Origin of the sequence: Streptomyces sp. AP-93, from assembly GCF_022808175.1 — a bacterium.
GTDB lineage: Bacteria > Actinomycetota > Actinomycetes > Streptomycetales > Streptomycetaceae > Streptomyces.
This window is the reverse complement of sequence record NZ_JALGBX010000042.1, coordinates 1-17,766: the sequence shown is the minus strand read 5'-3', so window position 1 is coordinate 17,766 and position 17,766 is coordinate 1. Positions and strand designations below refer to the sequence as shown.

General features: G+C 72.4%; 14 protein-coding genes. 5 read left to right on the top strand and 9 right to left on the bottom strand.

From position 1 onward, the window contains the following. Positions 1–144: 144 nt before the first annotated feature. Positions 145–1,104: a LysR family transcriptional regulator gene (locus tag MTF69_RS43225; protein WP_279346840.1), complete on the bottom strand. Its 960-nt coding sequence runs from the start codon at positions 1,102–1,104 to the stop codon at positions 145–147. Positions 1,105–1,306: 202 nt separating this feature from the next. Between MTF69_RS43225 and MTF69_RS40120 the strand changes: the two genes are divergently transcribed. Then, positions 1,307–4,792, top strand: a complete 3,486-nt coding sequence (locus tag MTF69_RS40120) for a M28 family peptidase (RefSeq protein ID WP_374325528.1) — start codon at positions 1,307–1,309, stop codon at positions 4,790–4,792. A gap of 95 nt (positions 4,793–4,887) precedes the next feature. Beyond that, positions 4,888–6,015, top strand: a complete 1,128-nt coding sequence (locus tag MTF69_RS40115) for a PP2C family protein-serine/threonine phosphatase (protein WP_243341742.1) — start codon at positions 4,888–4,890, stop codon at positions 6,013–6,015. A gap of 74 nt (positions 6,016–6,089) precedes the next feature. Here the strand turns inward: MTF69_RS40115 and MTF69_RS40110 are convergent, their stop codons facing one another. From MTF69_RS40110 to MTF69_RS40080, 7 genes are all read right to left on the bottom strand, one after another. After that, entirely contained in the window at positions 6,090–7,658 is a 1,569-nt protein-coding gene (locus MTF69_RS40110) for a hypothetical protein (RefSeq protein WP_243341741.1), read from the bottom strand. A gap of 136 nt (positions 7,659–7,794) precedes the next feature. Then, positions 7,795–7,989 carry a hypothetical protein gene (locus tag MTF69_RS40105; RefSeq protein WP_243341740.1) on the bottom strand — a complete coding sequence of 65 codons (195 nt, stop codon included), beginning with the start codon at positions 7,987–7,989 and terminating at the stop codon, positions 7,795–7,797. A 100-nt stretch (positions 7,990–8,089) separates the two neighbouring features. Further along, on the bottom strand, positions 8,090–8,749 hold the full coding sequence (locus tag MTF69_RS40100; RefSeq protein WP_243341739.1) for an ABC transporter ATP-binding protein: 660 nt from the start codon (positions 8,747–8,749) through the stop codon (positions 8,090–8,092). Then, positions 8,742–9,641 (bottom strand): ABC transporter ATP-binding protein, encoded by a 900-nt coding sequence (locus tag MTF69_RS40095; protein WP_243341760.1) that lies wholly within the window; start codon positions 9,639–9,641, stop codon positions 8,742–8,744. The genes MTF69_RS40100 and MTF69_RS40095 overlap by 8 nt, the downstream gene beginning before the upstream one ends. A 115-nt stretch (positions 9,642–9,756) precedes the next feature. Further along, entirely contained in the window at positions 9,757–10,632 is an 876-nt protein-coding gene (locus MTF69_RS40090) for an ABC transporter permease (RefSeq protein ID WP_243341738.1), read from the bottom strand. Then, positions 10,625–11,590 carry an ABC transporter permease gene (locus MTF69_RS40085; protein ID WP_243341737.1) on the bottom strand — a complete coding sequence of 322 codons (966 nt, stop codon included), beginning with the start codon at positions 11,588–11,590 and terminating at the stop codon, positions 10,625–10,627. Before MTF69_RS40085 ends, MTF69_RS40090 begins: the two co-directional genes overlap by 8 nt. Before the next feature lie 38 nt (positions 11,591–11,628). After that, the gene (locus MTF69_RS40080; protein WP_243341736.1) at positions 11,629–13,230 is read right to left on the bottom strand and encodes an ABC transporter substrate-binding protein; all 1,602 of its coding nucleotides are present in this window, start codon (positions 13,228–13,230) and stop codon (positions 11,629–11,631) included. A gap of 220 nt (positions 13,231–13,450) precedes the next feature. On the opposite strand from MTF69_RS40080, the gene MTF69_RS40075 reads away from it, so the two are divergent. After that, complete coding sequence (locus MTF69_RS40075; protein ID WP_243341735.1) at positions 13,451–14,461, top strand: fibronectin type III domain-containing protein; 1,011 nt, start codon at positions 13,451–13,453, stop codon at positions 14,459–14,461. 178 nt (positions 14,462–14,639) lie between these two features. Next, a complete protein-coding gene (locus tag MTF69_RS40070; protein WP_243341734.1) occupies positions 14,640–16,661 on the top strand; it encodes an NB-ARC domain-containing protein in 2,022 nt (673 codons plus the stop codon). Positions 16,662–16,819: 158 nt separating this feature from the next. Here the strand turns inward: MTF69_RS40070 and MTF69_RS40065 are convergent, their stop codons facing one another. Beyond that, positions 16,820–17,005: a DUF5999 family protein gene (locus tag MTF69_RS40065; RefSeq protein ID WP_243341733.1), complete on the bottom strand. Its 186-nt coding sequence runs from the start codon at positions 17,003–17,005 to the stop codon at positions 16,820–16,822. Between the two features lie 155 nt (positions 17,006–17,160). Here MTF69_RS40065 and MTF69_RS40060 point away from each other — a divergent pair, with 155 nt between their 5' ends. After that, positions 17,161–17,598 carry an SRPBCC family protein gene (locus MTF69_RS40060; RefSeq protein WP_243341732.1) on the top strand — a complete coding sequence of 146 codons (438 nt, stop codon included), beginning with the start codon at positions 17,161–17,163 and terminating at the stop codon, positions 17,596–17,598. Positions 17,599–17,766 lie beyond the last annotated feature (168 nt).

Below are 17,766 nucleotides of genomic sequence, written 5' to 3'. Positions count from 1 at the left end.
CCCCCGGGCAGGTCGAGCAGACCGCGTACGGGCCGGGGCGCGGGGACCGCCGGCGCGGCGAGCAGGGTGAGGCCGCCGGCCGGGTCGTCGTGGCCCGGGGTGCAGCAGGGGGAGGACATGAGGGGCTCCGGTGCTCAGGCGGCGTCAGTCGAGGGCCGGGTGGGCCTCCGGATGCCCGTCCCACCAGGCCCGGTGGAAGGGGTTGTTGTCCACATTGGCCAGGTACGCGTAGGCGGCCGACCGGTAGAAGAGCTCCGCCTGCCGGGCCGAGACCGTCGAGCGGTTCCAGGCCAGCCGGATGCGGCCCGTGACCGGTGCCCCGATCAGCGGGCGCATCACCGTGCCCGCCACGGCGGGGGCGGTGGGCTGGCTGAGGGAGACGGCGCGGCCCGCGGAGATCAGGTCGTACTGCATCATGCGGTCGGTGATCCGGTAGCGCAGCGCGGGGACGAAGCCGGCTTTGGCGCAGGCCTCGACCAGGGCCTCGGGTCCGCCGTCGTCGTCCTCGACCAGCGTCATCCACTGCTCGTCGGCGAGGTCCGCGAGGTCGAGGGCCTCCAGCCGGGCCAGCGGGTGCCGCGCTGACATCCGGATGCAGAAGGGCTCCTTGGGGACCAGGGTGCGGGCCGTGACGCCCGCGGGCAGCGGCACCTCGTGGTCGTTCACCTCGCCGTACACGATGACGTCGTAGCGGCCGGCGCCGAGCATCCGTACCAGGGCGGTCACCGAGTCCTCGATGTCCACGGTGATCTCCCGGCCCGCCAGGACCAGGTCCTGCCGGGCGATCAGTCCGTCGATCAGCACCAGCAGGATGCAGCCCAGGCGCAGTGGGGCGTCGGCCGTCCGGGCCCGCGCCTCCGAGCCGAGGGCGTCCATCTCGCTGAGCACCCGGCGGGCCTTGGCCAGGACGAACTGGCCGAGCGGGGTGGGTTCGACTCCGAGCCGGCCCCGGACGAAGAGTTCGCCGCCGGTGACCCGCTCGATCCGGCGCAGCTGGGCGGAGAGCGCCGGCTGTGAGACCCCGAGGATCCGCGCCGCGCCCCCCAGGCTTCCGGTCTCCGCTATCTGACAGACGGCTTGCAGATGTCTCAACTCCAGCTGCATCCCGGCAGCTTACGCAGCGTCATCCGCCGCCGCCATAACGCCGGTCTTATGCCCGCAGGGATGTCCCGATCTGGTCATGGACACGCCCATACTCGGCCGCGAACAGCCGGACCGCCTTTCCCCGCCTTTCCCCGCCTTTCCCCGCCCTCCCCGTCCCATCCCCCCACACGATCGGAGTGGACTCTTGCAGCCCACCAGATGGATGGCCGCCCTCACGGCCATGGTGCTGACCACGGGCCTCGCCGGCACGCTGGCCACCACCGCCACCGCCTCGCAGAACGCGGATCCCCTCCCGCCCACCGCTGCCGAACGGGCGGTCGCCGCGGCCGACGCGGCCGTGCGCAGCGGGCTCGACAGCCTGGTCAACTCCCCCCAGCAGCAGTACGACCGCCGTCTGGTCACCCCCTGGGTGAAGGACCTCTACTCCGTCGCGTACGAGCGCAGCTACCGCGGCCTGCCGGTCGTCGGCGGCGACGCGGTCGTCCTCGCCGACGGCCAGGGACGGGTACGGGCCCTCCAGTCGGCCTCCGCGACCGTGATCGACGTGTCGACCACCGCGTCGTTCTCGGCCAAGGCCGCCGAGGCCGTCTCGCGCGGCCGGCAGGTCAAGACCGACAAGGTGGAGAGCAGCCGGCTCGTCGTCAAGATCAAGGACGACAAGCCGGTGCTGGCCTGGGAGACCGTCCTGACCGGCCGTACCGCCAAGGCGCCCAGCAAGCTCCACGTGTTCGTGGACGCCCGCACCGGAAAGTTCGTCGACAGCTTCGACGAGGTGGTGGCGGGCAGCGGCAACAGCAAGTGGAACGGCCCGAACCCGCTGACCATCGACACCACGGCCTCCGGTGGCACGTACTCCCTGCGCGACCCGAACCGGACCGGCCTGAGCTGCGCCGACTACAGCTCCGGCACGGTCTTCTCGAAGTCCTCCGACTCCTGGGGCACCGGCAACCCGACCTCCAAGGAGACCGGTTGCGTGGACCTGATGTTCGCGGCGCAGAAGCAGTGGGACATGCTGAGCCAGTGGCTCGGCCGCAACGGCGTCAACGGCAGCGGCCGCAGCTTCCCGGCCAAGGTCGGCCTGAACGACGTGAACGCGTACTGGGACGGCAGCACCGTCACCATCGGCCACAACAACGCGAACGAGTGGATCGCCAGCGTGGACGTGGTGGCCCACGAGTACGGGCACGCCATCGACTCCAACACCCCCGGCGGCACCAGCGGCCAGGAGTCCGGGCTCGGCGAGGCCACCGGTGACATCTTCGGCGCGCTGACCGAGGCGTTCATCAACCAGCCTTCCCCGTACGACACTCCGGACTACCTCGTCGGCGAGACGATCAACCTCGTGGGCAGCGGGCCGATCCGGAACATGTACAACCCGGCGGCCGTCAACAACGACCCGGCCTGCTACAGCTCCTCCATACCCGGCACCGAGGTGCACGCGGCGGCCGGCCCGCTGAACCACTGGTTCTACCTGCTCGCCGAGGGCACCAGCCCGGGCGGCGGCAAGCCGAACAGCAGCACCTGCAACCAGTCCACGCTGACCGGCGTGGGCATCCAGAACGCCGGCAAGATCTTCTACGGCGGCATGCTGCTGAAGACCTCCAGCATGTCCTACAAGAAGTACCGGACGGCGACGCTCAGCTCCGCCAAGTCGCTGGACACCACCTGTGGGCTGTTCACCAGGACCAAGGCCGCCTGGGACGCGATCAGCGTGCCCGCGCAGCCGGCGGACCCGACCTGCACCCCGAGCGGCCAGAACAGTGACTTCACCCTGGCGCTGAACCCGTCCTCGGGCACCGTCCAGCAGGGCGCCTCAGCCACCACCACGGTCGCCACCGCCATCTCCACGGGCACGGCCCAGCAGGTGACCCTCACCGCGTCCGGCCTGCCGGCCGGGGTCACCGCTTCGTTCAGCCCGGCCACCGTGCAGTCCGGCCAGTCCTCGACGCTGACGCTGACCGCCTCCTCCAGCGCCGCCCCCGGATCCTCGACCGTCGTGGTCAAGGGCCAGGGCACCAGCCTCTCGCACACCGTCGACTACGCGCTCACCGTCGGCGGCACCACCCCCAACCCCGGCGCGCCGAACATCGACGTGGCCGCCGTCCAGGCGCACCTGACCCAGTTCAGCACGATCGCCTCCCAGAACGGCGGCAACCGCCGTGCGGGCAGCGCCGGTTACACGGCGTCGGTGGCGTACATCAAGGGCAAGCTGCAGGCCGCCGGCTACACGGTGACCGAGCAGAACTGCAGCTCGTGCACCTACCCGTCGAACAACCTGATCGCCGACTGGCCCGGCGGCCCCGCCGACCAGACGATCATGTTCGGCGCGCACCTCGACAGCGTCTCGGCGGGTCCGGGCATCAACGACAACGCCTCGGGCTCCGCGACCCTGCTGGAGAACGCGCTCGTCCTCGCCCAGAAGAACCCCACCATGACCAAGCACGTGCGCTTCGCCTGGTGGACCGACGAGGAGCAGGGCCTCAACGGCTCGAAGTTCTACGTCAACCAGCTCACCAGCACCCAGAAGTCGGCCATCAAGGCCTACTACAACTTCGACATGGTCGGCTCGACCAACGGCGGCTACTTCATCAACAACGTCAACTCCACCGCGGCCGCCCCGCTCAAGGCCTACTGGACCTCCCTGAACCTCGCTCCCGAGGAGAACACCGAGGGCCAGGGCCGCAGTGACGACTACTCCTTCCAGCAGGGCGGCATCCCCACCTCCGGCTACGCGGCCGGCGCGAGCGCCCGCAAGACCTCGGCGCAGGCGGCGAAGTGGGGCGGCACCGCGAACGCGGCGTACGACCCCTGCTACCACGCCTCCTGCGACACCACGAACAACATCAGCGCCACGGTCCTGGACCGCAGCGCCGACGGCGTGGCCTACACCGTCTGGAACCAGGCCGTCGGCGGCACCACCCCCGGCCCGGACTTCTCGATCAGCGCCTCCCCGGCCACCGGCAGCGCCGCCCAGGGTGGCACCGCCACCTCCACCATCAACACCGCCACCACCAGCGGCGCCGCCCAGACGGTCGCCCTGTCGGTGACCGGAGCCCCGGCCGGTACCACCGCCTCGCTGAGCCCCACGTCGGTGCAGTCGGGCAGCTCCTCGACGCTCTCCGTCCAGGTCGGCGCGAGCACCGTGCCCGGCACGTACACCCTGACCGTCACCGGCACGGGCTCGGTCAGCCACACCACCACCTACACCCTGACCGTCACGGGTACCGGCCCCTCCTGCACCCCGCGCCAGCTCGTCGCCAACGGCGGGTTCGAGAGCGGCACCACCCCGTGGACCACCACCACGAACGTCATCACCAACCAGGCGGGGCAGACCCCGCACGGCGGCACCTACAAGGCCTGGCTCAACGGCTACGGCACGACCCGCACGGACAACGCCTCGCAGTCCGTGACCATCCCGACCGGCTGCTCCTCGTACCAGCTCGGTTTCTACCTGCACATCGACACCGCCGAGACCGAGAACACGGTCTACGACACCTTCACGGTCTCGGTGGGCGGCCAGACGCTGGCGACCCTGTCCAACGTGAACGCGGCCTCCGGCTACCAGCTCAAGACGTACGACGTCTCCCGGTTCGCCGGCCAGAGCGTCACCCTGAAGTTCCAGGGCGTGGAGGACGCTTCCCTGCAGACCTCCTTCGTCGTGGACGACGTCACCCTCCAGGTGAGCTGACGCCCCCGGCACCCTGAGCACCACCCGGGCGGCACCCGCCCCGGCCCACGGCCGGAGCGGGTGCCGCCCGGCCGTGCGCGGTGTATGCAGGAGGCATGGCCCCCTCAGCGCCGCACCCACGCACCAGCCGGTTCCGGGAATCGCGCGCGGTGCTGCTCGTGGTCCCGTTCCTGCTGATCGCCATCGTCACGGTGGTGGACATCCTGGCCCCGCCGGAGGTCCACCTGGGCCCCTTCCTGGTGGCCGCGCCCGCCCTCACCGCTTCCTTCGCCGGGCCGCGCACGACCGGGTTCGTGGGCGCCGTGGCGGTCCTCGCGCAGGTGGGCGTGGCCATCGTGCGGACCTCCCTGACAGACCTCAACCACACCTTCCAGATCATCGCCCTCATCCTGATCTCGGCCTTCGTCACCTTCTTCGCACACTTGCGCGAAGTGCACGAGCGGCAGCTCACCCGGCTGCGTTCCGTGGCGGTCGCGGCGCAGCAGGTGGTCCTACGACCGCTGCGCGACCGGATGGGCCCGCTGCGGATCGCCTCCGTGTACCTGTCGGCGGAGGCCGAGGCCCAGATCGGAGGCGACCTGTACGCGGCCGCCCGGACCGCCGACGGCACCCGGCTGATCATCGGCGATGTCCGCGGCAAGGGGCTGGAGGCGGTCGGAGAGGCCTCGGTCGTCCTCGGAGCCTTCCGGGCCGCCGCCCACCTGGAGGCCGACCTGCCGGGTCTGGTGGGCTACCTGGAGGCCGCGGTGGCCGCCGACCCGGACCGGGGCGCGGATGACCCCTCGGGCCCCGGACGGCCGGACGAGGGGTTCACCACCGCGGCGGTGCTCGACATTCCCGACGGGGAGCCGTCGGTGCGGTTGGTCAGCTGCGGGCACCCGCCCCCGCTGCTGCTCCGCGCGGGCCGTGTCGTCCCCCTCCAGGTGGACCATCCGGCGCCGCCGCTCGGTCTGTCCGAGTTCGTGGACACCGGCTTCACCCCGCAGTCCTTCTCCTTCGAGACGGGTGACGTGGTCCTGCTGTACACGGACGGCGTCATCGAGGCCCGTGACACGTCGGGGGCCTTCTACCCCCTGCCGGAGCGGGCCGCGGACTGGCCCGGCGACGGCCCGGAAGCCCTCCTGCGCCACCTCTGCGCGGACCTGCTCGCCCACACCCCGGACGGCCTCCTGGGCGACGACGCGGCGATGGTGGCCATCGAGCGCGTCGGCCGGCTGCCCTAAGAGGCGGCCCAGCGGGGACCCGTCCGGTGGACGGGCCCCCGCCGTGACTCGGCGCGGTGGTTCGGCGCCGGGGCTCAGCCGCGGTCGCGGACCGCGACGATGCCGTTGAAGACGCCCACGTAGGCCGTCCCGTCGGGACCCAGCGTGATCGGGGCCCAGTTGTTGTCGTACAGCGGGCCGGTGCCGGTCAGCCGGCGCCAGCGGCGCTCACCGGTGCGGAAGTCGACGGCCGTGAGGTACCAGGCGTCGATCCCCCAGACGTTCGGCTCCTTCTCGTAGAAGTAGAGCAGCCCGTTCGCGGTGGAGAGCTTGGGGACGACGGAGGGCGAGCGGATCGCGCTCTGCCAGACCGTGTCGCAGCCGCTGCCGTCGGCGCGGACGTCGATGCGGCTGACGCCGCCGACGACCGACTTGCCGAGGACCAGCGAGGTGACGTTCTCGTAGCCGTAGTTGTTCTCGACGACGATGCTGTTGCCCCAGGTGATCAGGGAGTTGTCGGTGGTCGAGGCGCCCGGTCCGAAGACCGGGACCCTGCACACCAGGCGCTGGCCCTCGGGGACGTCCAGGCCCCGCTTGAAGACCAGCACGTTCATCCGGTCGTCGGCGTTGTCGGTGATCGCGACGTAGCCGTTGCCGAAGAGGTCCGGGGTGGTGCCCGAACCCTGGTTGACCGAGCCGGGTTTGGTTCCCGTACCCCGGTCGTAGGTCTGGCGCCACTGCGCGACGGGGGTGCCGTCGGCGGAGGCGGTGAAGCTGTAGAGCGCGTGGTCGGTGACGATGGAGACCCCGTCCTCGCCGACCGAGAAGGAGTTCTGGATCTCCTCCCCCGCCAGCCGGATCGAGCGGATCACCGAGGTCGCCGGGTCCACGGTGCCGACGCGGCCCTGGCGGGTGACCCACCAGATGCGGCCGTTCCAGTCGGGCATCACCGAGGTGACCGGGTCGCAGGTGCCGGTGGGCCACAGGTTGGTCCAGTCGACGCAGTCGTGCGGGACCTGCCCGGTGAGGTCCCAGTCGTCGTCGACCTTGAACTGCCAGGATCCGTCCGGCTCCTGTACGTGCGAGAGCCTCAGGATGTGCTGGCGGGAGTCGGCCAGCACCGCCCGGTCCTGGTTGTCCAGGTAGAAGTAGGCGCCGCCCGAGGTGTCCTTGAAGATCTTCGAGAAGTCGAGCGAGGTGATCGCCTGGACCGTCGAGGAACGCTGCGGGAGCTGGTACTCCGCGAGCGTGGCGAGCGTACGGGGCTCCAGTAGTTTGACCTTGAAGCCGCCGAAGGTGCCGCAGACCGTGACCAGCCGGCCGCCCGAGTCGAAGGTGGCGGTGGCGCATTCGCCGCCGAGGGCGGCGATCTTCTCGCTGGTCACCTCCGGGTTCTTGCCGAGCGGTCCGGACCAGGGCGAGGTGGCGCTGCCCGCCGCGTCCGAGTGCATGCCGCTGCGGCCGTTGGGCGCGAGGAAGGGGTGCTGCGGCGGGGCCTGACCGGGCAGCGGCGCGGCCGTGGCCGGGGCGCCCTCGTAATGGCTGACCAGGCGGTGGCCGGGGGCCAGCGGTATCTCGTCGGCGGTGGCCGGCGAGACCCCGTACAACACCGCACATGCGGCGAGAGCGGGTGCCACGGCGCAGTTCAGCGCTCTTCGGAACATCCGGACTTCCTCCCTTTTCCTCAGTGTTATTGACATTGCGTATGACATCGCGCCGCGGCCAGACGCTAGATCGCACTGCCTGAGGAGTCCATGGAAGAGCCGGATGATTCACGAAGGCGCAACAGTCGATCAAGAGCTACGGCTTGAAGCCGCTGACCACGTTCGCCGTGGCCGAGACCCCGTTGTGGATGGTCTGCGCGAGACTGCTGCTCGCGAGGTAGAAGCCGAGCAGGACGCAGACGAGCGCGTGGGACAGCTTGAGGCCGCCGCCGCGCATGAAGATCCATGCGAGGACGAGGAGCAGGACGAGGACGGAGAGGGAGATCACCATCGGAACACCTCCTTACGCGCCGCCATGGTGGCGCAGCGGGAGGGCCCTTCGGGCGAAACTCGTGTCCGCCAAACGGGTGTTGACGGTCCGTGACCGGTGTTCAGTCCTTGACGATCTCGTCCCAGTGGACCGTTCGCCCGCACCAGCGGCCGAGCAGCACGGGGTCGTGCCCTACCGCCAGCAGGCCCGCGCCGGACTCCGCCCGGTACTCCTCGACGACGCCGACCAGCGCGGCCGTGGTGGACGCGTCGAGCATGGCGGTCATCTCGTCGCACACCAGCCAGCGCGGCCGGAGCACCAAGGCCCGTGCCACGCAGGCCCGTTGCAGCTGACCGTCGCTGACCTCGTGGGGTCGCCGGTCGAGCAGGTCCGCCCCCAGGCCGACCCGGTCCGCCAACTCAGGCACGGTGGCGTCGATTTCGCTACGCCGGCCAGTCGCCCGGAGCGGTTCCGCGACGAGCTCGCGCAGCCTGAGCCGGGGGTCCGCCGCCAGCCGGGGCTGCTGGAACACCATGCCGACCGAGGTGCGCAGGGCGCGCGGCGCCCGGTGCCGGAAGCCGGTCACCGCGCGGCCGTCGAAGGCCACGGTCCCCCGGTCGGGCCGGTGCAGCAGTGCGGCGACCTTGGCCAGGGTGGACTTGCCGCAGCCGCTGGGGCCCAGCAGTCCGAGGGATTCGCCGGGGGCGAGGCTCAGGTGGGCGCCGCGCACGACGGGGGCCCGGCGGTCGTAGCCGGCGGTGATGCCGGTGAGCTCAAGCATGGTGGCAGGCCACCCCTTCGGTGAGCAGGGGCCGCTCGGCCCGGCAGCGGGAGTCGGCGCGCGGACAGCGGGCGGCGAAGGCGCAGCCGGGCGGGAGCGCGCCGAGCTCGGGCGGGGCTCCGGGGATGGGGGTGAAGGCCCGCTCGGGCAGGGCCTCGAGGAGTCCGCGCGCGTAGGGGTGACGGGGGCCCGGAGCGCCGAAGAAGGCTTCGGCGGGGGCGGTTTCCACGATGCGGCCCGCGTACATGACGGCCACGGTGTCGGCTATGCGGTGGGCCGCCGCGAGGTCGTGCGTGATCATCAGCAGCGCCCGGCCGGCGTCCCGGGTGTGGGCGCGCAGCTCGTCGACGGTGCGGTGGACCAGGTCCCGGTCGAGGCCCGTGGTGGGCTCGTCGGCGAGCAGCAGGGGCGCGTCGCCGATCAGCGCGAGCGCGGTGGCGGCGCGCTGGGCGAGCCCGCCGGAGAGCTCGTGCGGATGGCGGTCGAGGTGGGTGGCGGGGAAGGCCGCCCGCTCGGCCGCCGCTTCGGCCGCTTCCCGCAGCTCCGCCCTGGGCCGTCTCCCGGCCCCGGTCAGTTCGCGGACCGTCTCCTCCAAGTGGGAGCGGATGGTGCGGACCGGGGTGAGGTGCGCGGCCGGGCTCTGCGGGACCAGCGCGACGCGGCGGCCCCGGATGCTCCGGGCGAGGGTGCGCTCGTCGAGGGCGAGCAGGTCGGTCCCGTCGGCGAGCCGGGCCGAGCCGGCGGTCTCGGCGTTGCCGGGGAGCAGCCCGAGCAGGGCGGAGGCGAGCACGGACTTGCCGCAGCCGCTCTCCCCGACGAGGGCGAGGCACTCGCCGGGGGCCAGGGCGAGGGTGGCGTCGGTGACGGCCGCGACGTACCGGCCGCCGCGCATGCGGAAGCGGACGGAGAGCCGGTCCAGTTCGAGGACGGGTCGGGCGGACTCGGAGGCGGGCTCCGACACCGAAACCGACTCCGCAGGGATGGGGGTCTTCACAAGCTGAGCTCCTTCACAGGCTGAGCTCCGATCGGCGGCGGGGGTTGAGGCGCTCGCGCCAGGCACCCGCCAGGCCCGCGATGGCCAGGGTCGGGACGATCAGGAGGAGCCCCGGGAAGAGCGTGGGCCACCAGTCGCCGGCGAGCAGCGAACCGCGGGCCGTCTGGACCAGGTTGCCCAGGCTCGCCTGGTGCGCCGGCAGGCCGAGGCCCAGGAAGGACAGGGCCGACTCGTGCCACATGGCGTGCGGGACCATCAGGACGGCGGCGAGCCCGGCCTGCGGCAGCACTCCGGGCACGAGATGGCGTACGGCCACCCGCCACCGCGAGGCGCCGCCCGAGACGGCCGCGTCCAGATGGGGCCGCGAGCGGAGCGAGAGGACTTCCGCGCGGACGATGCGGGCCGTGGACAGCCAGTGGGTCAGGGCCACGGAGACGACCACCGGCCACACTCCCGGCCGGAACATCGCCACGATGAAGATGCCGAGCAGCAGGTGCGGGATCGAGGACAGTGCGTCCACCACCCGCATGACGCACCGGTCCGGCCACCCGCCGAGCGCCCCGGCGAGCGCGCCGACGGCCGTGCCGATGACGGTGGCGACCAGCGCGGCCACCAGCCCGACCAGCAGCGAGACCCGCAGCCCGTACACGCAGCGCAGCAGCAGGTCGCGGCCCACGTCGTCGGTTCCGAAGGGGTGGGCCCAGGAGGGCGGCAGGAGCTTTGCCGACAAGTCGACTGCCTGCTGGTCGAGTTGGACCAGCGGCGGCACGAGCAGCACCGCCAGCGCGATCAGGGCCACGATCACCGCCGAGGTCCGCACCCGCAGGGTCCGGGTGGAGCTCCGGTCGCGGCCGTGGGACCGCCAGAGCGGCGTTCCGGTGTCAGCCATCGAAGCCCACCCTCGGGTCCGCCAGCCCGTAGAGCAGGTCGGACAGCAGGTTCCCGGCGAGCACGGCCGCGGTGGCCAGGACCGTCAGCGCGGCCAGCAGCGGGAAGTCCACCGAGGTCGCGGCCTGGACGGTGGCCGCGGCGATGCCGGGCCAGCTGAAGACGGTCTCCACCAGCAGCGCGCCGGTGATCAGCTCCGGCACCCGCGACCCGATCAGGGTCAGCATCGGGAGCATGCCGGCGCGCAGTCCGTGGCCGAGCAGTACCCGCCGCTCCCCCAGGCCCCGCGCACGGGCGCCCCGTACGGGGTCCTCCTCCAGAGCGTCGGCCACGCCCTGCCTGACGTACAGGAAGAACCAGGGCAGTTGGGAGATGCCGAGGACCAGCGCGGGCAGCACCAGGTGGTGGGCCACCTGCCCGGCGGTGACCACGTCACTGCCCGCGTCGGTGAGGCCGCCGGACGGCAGTGCGCCCAGGCGCACCGAGAAGAACCAGATGGCGAGCAGGCCCAGCCAGAAGGCCGGGGCCGCTTCGAGGGTGTACGCGAGCCCGGAGACCGCCCGGTCCAGCGGCCCGCCCTGCCGACGCGCGGCCAGGACGCCGAGCCCGGTGCCCAGCAGCACGGCGACGACGAACGCGCAGAGCGCGAGCAGGGCCGACCAGCCGAGCCGCTCGGCGATGACGTCGGAGACGGGCTGGCGCATGACGGCGGAGGTGCCGAGGTCCCCGGTCAGCGCCGAGGTGAGCCACTCCCACCAGCGCGCGAGCAGGGGCTGGTCAGCGCCGAGGTTGACCCGCAGCTGGTCGAGTCCGGCCTGTGAGGCGGTGAGCCCGGCGGTGCCGGCGTAGGCCTTGACGGGGTCGAAGGGCGACAGCGCGGCGACCGCGAAGACCCCGAAGGTGACGACGAGCAGGACCGGGCCGGCGAACAGGGTCCGCCGCCCCGCCATGCGCGCCATCGGCCCCCACGGGAGACGGTGGAGCGAGTGGAGACGGCTCACTTCTGCTTCGGCTTCCAGCTCCCGATGTTCCACCAGGGGCCGGTTCCGAGGCCGTGGTCGTGCGGCTCGGTCTGGGTGGAGGGCCCGTCCCACCGGTCGGCCACGACGTAGAGGTGGTCGATGTGGGTGAGGTAGACGTAGCCCGGGTTCTTGACCAGCTCGCGCTGGACCGTGTCGTACGCGGCCTTGCGCACGGCCGGGTCGGCGCTGCGGCGGCCGTCGAGCAGCGCCTTGTCGACGGCCGGGTTGTCGTACCGGGCCATGTTGTTGAAGCCGTCGCCCGCGAGGGCGGAGTTCAGCGTCAGGTACTGGTCGAAGTCCGGGTCGGCCGGGGAGCCGCCGCCGGCGAGGACGGCGTCGGTCTTCATCCGGGGTTCGATGACCTCCCAGCTGCCGGACTCGGTGGTGACCTGGATGCCGGCCTTCTTGGCGTCGGAGGCGAAGGCGAGGGCGTGGTCCTGGCGGAGCTTGTCGCCGGAGGGGTACCAGAGCGGGAAGGCGGCCCGGACCCCGTTCTTTGCGCGGATGCCGTCGGCGCCGGGGATCCAGCCGGCGTCGTCGAGGATCTTCTTGGCCCTGGCGAGGTCGTACGGACGCTCGGTGCCGGCGGTGAACCACGGGCTGCCGGTCGGGACGGGGCCGTAGGCGGCCTTGCCCGCGCCTTCCAGGAGCTTGTCGACCAGCGCGCCGCGGTCGACGGCGATGTCCAGGGCCCGGCGGACGGCCGTGTCGCCGGTGACGGGGTGCTCGGTCGGCAGGGTGACGTTGCGGTAGTCGAAGCTCTTGGCGGCGTACGTCTTTCGCGTCTTGTCGGCCGCGAACCCCTTGGCCAGGTTCGGCGGCAGGACGGCCCCGTCCAGTTCGCCGGAGCGCAGCCGGGTGGCGCGTACGTCGTCGTCCTTGATGACCGCCATGGTGAACTTCTTCACCGCGGGCTCACCGCCCCAGTAGGACGGGTTGGCCTTGAAGCTCAGCTTCTCGCCCTTGGACCAGGCGGTGAGCACGTACGGTCCGGTGCCGACGGGCCTGGTGGTGAATTCGCCGCTGTTGACGTCCTGTCCGCCCGCGATGTGCTCGGGGGCGATGGGCAGGACGGTCCGCTCGGCGAAGGGGGCGTAGGGGTACTTCAGTGTGAAGACGACGGCGTTCTCGCCGCGTGCCGCGACCTCCGCGATCGCGTCGAGCTCGGACTTGGACGCGTTGTTCGTCTTCGCGTCGAGGATCGTCCGGTAGGTGAAGACGACGTCCTTGGCGCCGAAGGGCCGTCCGTCGCTGAACTTCACGCCCCGGCGCAGCGGGTAGGTGTAGGTGAGTCCGTCCGCGGAAACCTCCGGGAGGGCCTCGGCCAGCGCGGGCTTCAGCTTCATGTCGGCGTCGTGCGCCAGCAGTCCGTCGAAGATCTTCGAGTTGCCGTCCTTGCCGTAGCCCAGCAGCGGGCTGAGGCTCTCCGGCTCGGTGGCTATGCCGACCACGGCGGAATCGGCCGCCCCGGCGCCCGCCGCGGCACCTCCCCCGGGATTCGAGCAGGCCGCCGCGCCCGTGACGATCACCGCGGCCGCGGCCGCCCCGGCCATTCCCCGTACGCTCCGGGCCTTCATCTGGTGCACTTCCTTCGTTATTGCAAAGATCTCGCAATAATGCCAGACGGAAGCGGAAGAACACGAACCGGGCCGCACCGGCGGGAAGGGGCCGCGCAGGGGTCTTGCCCGGCGGCCGCGGAGCATGCCATATATGTCTAGACCTTTCCGGGGGAGCCGGAAGAACCGGAAGGCCCGCCGCACCGGAAGACCCGAGGAACGGAAGAGGAGGGCGCCCGCCGTGCACGACCCCGCACCCAGCACCGCGCCGCACTCCCCGCGCCGCTTCTCGCGGCCGTCCGTACGGGGAGCGGCGCCCGCCCTCGCCGCGCTGGCCCTCGCGACCGCCGCGCTGACGGCGTGCGGCGCCTCCGACACCACACCCCCGGCGGCCCCGGCCGGGCTCACCGCCCAAGCGGGCAGCGCCACTTCGGTCCACGTCATGTGGCAGTCGCCCGCGCCCGCCGACGGGGTGACCTCCTTCCTCGTCTACCAGGCGGACCGGCTGGTCCGTGAACTGCCCGCCGACAAGACGATGACCGACATCACCGGCCTCACCCCGCGGACGGCCTACGCGTTCACGGTCCGCGCCCGGGACGCCGCCGGGAACACCTCCCCGGCCGGTGCGGCCGCCTCGGCCACCACCCCCGCGGCCACGGCCGAGGACCGGCAGGCCCCGACCGCCCCGCCCCGTACGGACGGGCAGGCCCTCGGGCCCTCCTCCGCCCGGCTGACCTGGTCCGCGGCCACGGATGACACGGGCGTCACCGCGTACGACGTCTACCAGGGCGACGCCCGGATCCACACGGTCGGCCCCGGCACCACCACGACGGTCCTGGAGGACCTCCGGCCCGACAGCGCCTACACCTTCACCGTCCGGGCCCGTGACGGGGCCGACAACTCCTCCCCCGCCGGTCCCGCCGCGGACGTGACGACCCCGCCCGGGCCCGGACAGCGGACGGACACCGCTCCGGCCGAGTTCACGGCGGTCGCCTCGCCGGGCGCGGTCACCCTCGCCTGGACCGCCCCGGCGACCGGCAAAATGACCGCCGCGTACGAGCTCTACGTCAACGGACGCCCCACCACCGTCATCCAGTTCGGCGAGGGCGCCGTCCCGGCCGGCCGGGCGGAGCACCGCCTCACGGTCGCCGAACCGCCCGGAACCGCATGGACGGTGAAGCTCCGGGCGCGGCTGGCCGACGGCACCTGGGGCGCCTTCTCCGCGGAACGGCGGATCGTACTGACCTCCTGAACCGCCTCCCGAACCCCGTGCGGGGGAAAGGTTCCTGACAACCTGTTCGTTCGATCTGTCCCGAACGGTACTGCGGAGAAAGAAGATCGCGCAGAATACTCCCGTGTTCGGTGAGTACTCGGTCAACAACAATCAGGCAGATTCCATGGGCAGCGATCCTGGGCCAGACTCTGGCGCCGTGCCGGGAAACCTGCCGCCGGAAACGGCGAGCTTCGTGGGCCGTGAGCGTGAACTCGGCCTCCTCTGCGACCTGCTGCGCGAGCGACGGCTCGTGACGCTCACGGGCGTCGGCGGCGTCGGCAAGTCCAGGCTGGCCCTGCGGGCCGCCGCCGACCCCCGCCAGCGCAGGCCCGACGGGGTGTGGTGGGTGGAGCTCTCCCCACTGCGCGACGCCGAACTGCTCACCGCCACCGTCGCGCACGCCGTCGGCCTCGCCCACCAGTCCCCGCGCCCCCTGGACGAGGAACTGTGCGCGTGGATGGCCGACAAGGAGCTGCTGCTCGTCCTCGACACGTGCGAGCACCTGGTGGCCGACTGCCGGCACCTGGTCGGCGAACTCCTGCAGTCCGCACCGGGCCTGACGGTGCTCATCACCACCCGCGAGCCGCTCCGCAGCCCCGGCGAGGACCTGGTCGAGGTCAGCCCGCTGCCCAGCGACGGACCCGACAGCGACGCCCTCGCCCTGTTCCGGGCCCGCGCGATCGCGGCCACCGCGCACGCCGCGGCCGCCTTCGCCGACCCGGACCAGGCGGCCCTCGCCGCGGACATCTGCCGCCGCCTGGACGGGATTCCCCTCGCCCTCGAACTGGCCGGCGCCCGGATGCGGCTCTGGACCCTGGAGCAGATGGCGCAGCGCCTCGAAGGCCGCTTCGACCTGCTCTCCGGCACCACCACGGCCCGGCTCCCCCGGCACCAGACGATGCGCACCGCGATCGGCTGGAGCCACGAGCTGTGCGAGCCCGTCGAGCGGCTGCTGTGGGCCCGGCTCTCGGTGTTCACCGGGGACTTCGACGTGGCAGCGGCGCGCGCGGTGTGCTCGGGCGGCCCGCTGCCCGCCGCACGGGTGGAGCGGGTACTGGCGGGCCTGGTGGCGAAGTCGGTGGTCCGGTGCAGCCGGGAACGGGGCGCGGGCGCCCGCTACCGGCTGCTGGACACCATCCGCGAGTACGGCCAGGACTGGCTGGCGGAACTCGGCGAGGAACAGGTCGTCGCCGACCGGCACGCCCACTGGTACGCGGCGCTCTCTAAGGCCGCCGACCAGGGCTGGATGGGCCCGGGCCAGGTGGACTGGTACCGCAGGATGACCGCCGAGCACGCGCAGCTGCGTACCGCCCTGGAGCACCTGCTCCGCTCGGATCCCACCGCGGCCCTGGAGACGGCCGGCGCGCTCTGGTTCTTCTGGTTCTCCTGCGGCCACGTCCACGAGGGCCGGGCCTTCCTGGAACGGGCCCTGAGCCGGGGCCCGCGCTCGGGGGCCGCGTACGTCCAGGCCCTGTGGGCCCTGGGGCTCACCGCCCTGCTCCAGGGCGACCTGACCACGTCCGAGGAGCTCGGCAGGGCGTGCACCGGCGCGGCGGCCACACTGGCCGACCCGGAGCCGGAGCTGCGCGCCGCGTACCTGCTCGCGGTGTCGGTGCTGATGCCGGGCGATCCCGTACGGGCCCTGGCGCTCGCCGGCCCCCGGGCGCGCGGGGGCCACGGCGGGAGACCCACCGGCGTGGGCTGGCTGCTGTGCCGGCTGGCCACCGGCTACGCCCTGTGCGACCTCGGGCGCTTCGAGGAGGCCGAGCAGGAGGCGCGGGGCCTGCGCGAGGCCTGCGCGGAGCTGGGCGAGCGCTGGCTGCGGGCGTACGCGGACTACATCCTGGCCATGGCGGCGTTCGGGCTCGGCCACCACGGGGAGGCGGCCCGGCACGCGCGGGCGATGCTGTCGGGCAAACGGCTGCTGGGCGACCGCTTCGGGATCGCGCTCGGTCTCGACCTGCTGGCGGCGTCCGTGGCGGCCCTGGGAGACGGCGAGCTGGCGGCCCGGCTGCTGGGCACGGGGCACGCCTGGTGGCGCACGGTGGGCCGGCCGCAGATGGGCTCCCCCTCGCTCACGGCCGTGCGCGACCAGGGCGAACGGCAGGCCAGGGCGGCGATCGGCGACGAGGCGTACGAGAGCGCCTTCCAAGGCGGCGCGGCGGCTTCCACCGGCTGACGCCCGCCGTGGGCTCAGCCGATGTCGCCGTGGCGTAACTCCGGGGCTCCCGTCAGTACGGGAGGGGTCTGCCCGACGGTGTACGCAGGTCCAGGTCTCGGGGTGCGGGCTTCGGGACGGGCTTTCGGATCAGCTGCTGGCGCATGCTGCCTCCTCGCTCAGACCAGGGCCGGGCGGCGGGGTTCCACCGTGCGGCCGTCGGGGAGCAGTTCACCTGTGTCGTCGAAGACGACGGCGCCGTTGCACAGCAGGTTCCAGCCCTGTTCGGGGTGGAAGGCCACGGTGCGTGCGGCGTCGTGGTCGACGCTGTCGGCGGTCGGGCAGGGGGGCTGGTGGGAGCACATGGCGCACCTCCTCGCAGAGTGGGGCGGGAAGGCCGGTGGTCACCCGGTCGAATCCGCGATCCACGGTGGCGGTGAGTATTACTGATCGCCACCCCCGGGCGGAACCCATATTCGCCGCCCAGTTCAGGGTGTGTATGCCCGCTTACGATGCGCTCATGCCCGCTATCCGGATCATTCGCCGCACACTTCTCGACACCGAGGTGGCGTGGAGGAGGCTGACGGACTGGGAACGCCACGCCGCCGCCGTCCCGCTCACCCGGGCGATCGTCGAAACGCCGCCGCCCACGCACACCGGAACCCGTTTCACCATGCGTACGGGCGTGGGGAGCATCACTTTCGACGACCCCATGGAAGTGACCTTCTGGCAGCCCCCGCAGGGCGGCTCCGCGGGACTGGTCCGGCTCGTCAAACACGGCCGCGTGGTGCGGGGCCGGGCCGAGATCGAGCTCCGCCCCTCGCCCGCGGGCGGCTGCGAGGCCGAATGGCGCGAGGACCTGCGCGTACGCGGCCTGGGCCGCCCCTTCGACCCCCTGGTGGCAGCGGCGGCCCGCCTTCTCTTCACCCGCGCCCTGGAAGCCCTCCTGCGCCCCTGAACGGCTCGGCCGGGCCTTCGGGCGCGGCCGCGCCTTCGGGGCCCGGGGCCGCCTCACGGTGGCACCGGGCCCCTTCCCCGTTCAAGCCCCGCGCTAGATGAATGAGTCCAAGGGGTGTCGTTGCGGTCAGTGATCGTAGGCGGTTAGTGACCGCTTGACTGGTTGATC

Coding starts and splice junctions, on each gene's coding strand:
- MTF69_RS43225 (WP_279346840.1), bottom strand. CDS start 1,104: ATGCAGCTGGAGTTGAGACATCTGCAAGCCGTCTGTCAGATAGCGGAG.
- MTF69_RS40120 (WP_374325528.1), top strand. CDS start 1,307: ATGGCCGCCCTCACGGCCATGGTGCTGACCACGGGCCTCGCCGGCACG.
- MTF69_RS40115 (WP_243341742.1), top strand. CDS start 4,888: ATGGCCCCCTCAGCGCCGCACCCACGCACCAGCCGGTTCCGGGAATCG.
- MTF69_RS40110 (WP_243341741.1), bottom strand. CDS start 7,658: ATGTTCCGAAGAGCGCTGAACTGCGCCGTGGCACCCGCTCTCGCCGCA.
- MTF69_RS40105 (WP_243341740.1), bottom strand. CDS start 7,989: ATGGTGATCTCCCTCTCCGTCCTCGTCCTGCTCCTCGTCCTCGCATGG.
- MTF69_RS40100 (WP_243341739.1), bottom strand. CDS start 8,749: ATGCTTGAGCTCACCGGCATCACCGCCGGCTACGACCGCCGGGCCCCC.
- MTF69_RS40095 (WP_243341760.1), bottom strand. CDS start 9,641: ATGCGCGGCGGCCGGTACGTCGCGGCCGTCACCGACGCCACCCTCGCC.
- MTF69_RS40090 (WP_243341738.1), bottom strand. CDS start 10,632: ATGGCTGACACCGGAACGCCGCTCTGGCGGTCCCACGGCCGCGACCGG.
- MTF69_RS40085 (WP_243341737.1), bottom strand. CDS start 11,590: ATGGCGCGCATGGCGGGGCGGCGGACCCTGTTCGCCGGCCCGGTCCTG.
- MTF69_RS40080 (WP_243341736.1), bottom strand. CDS start 13,230: ATGAAGGCCCGGAGCGTACGGGGAATGGCCGGGGCGGCCGCGGCCGCG.
- MTF69_RS40065 (WP_243341733.1), bottom strand. CDS start 17,005: ATGTGCTCCCACCAGCCCCCCTGCCCGACCGCCGACAGCGTCGACCAC.
- MTF69_RS40060 (WP_243341732.1), top strand. CDS start 17,161: ATGCCCGCTATCCGGATCATTCGCCGCACACTTCTCGACACCGAGGTG.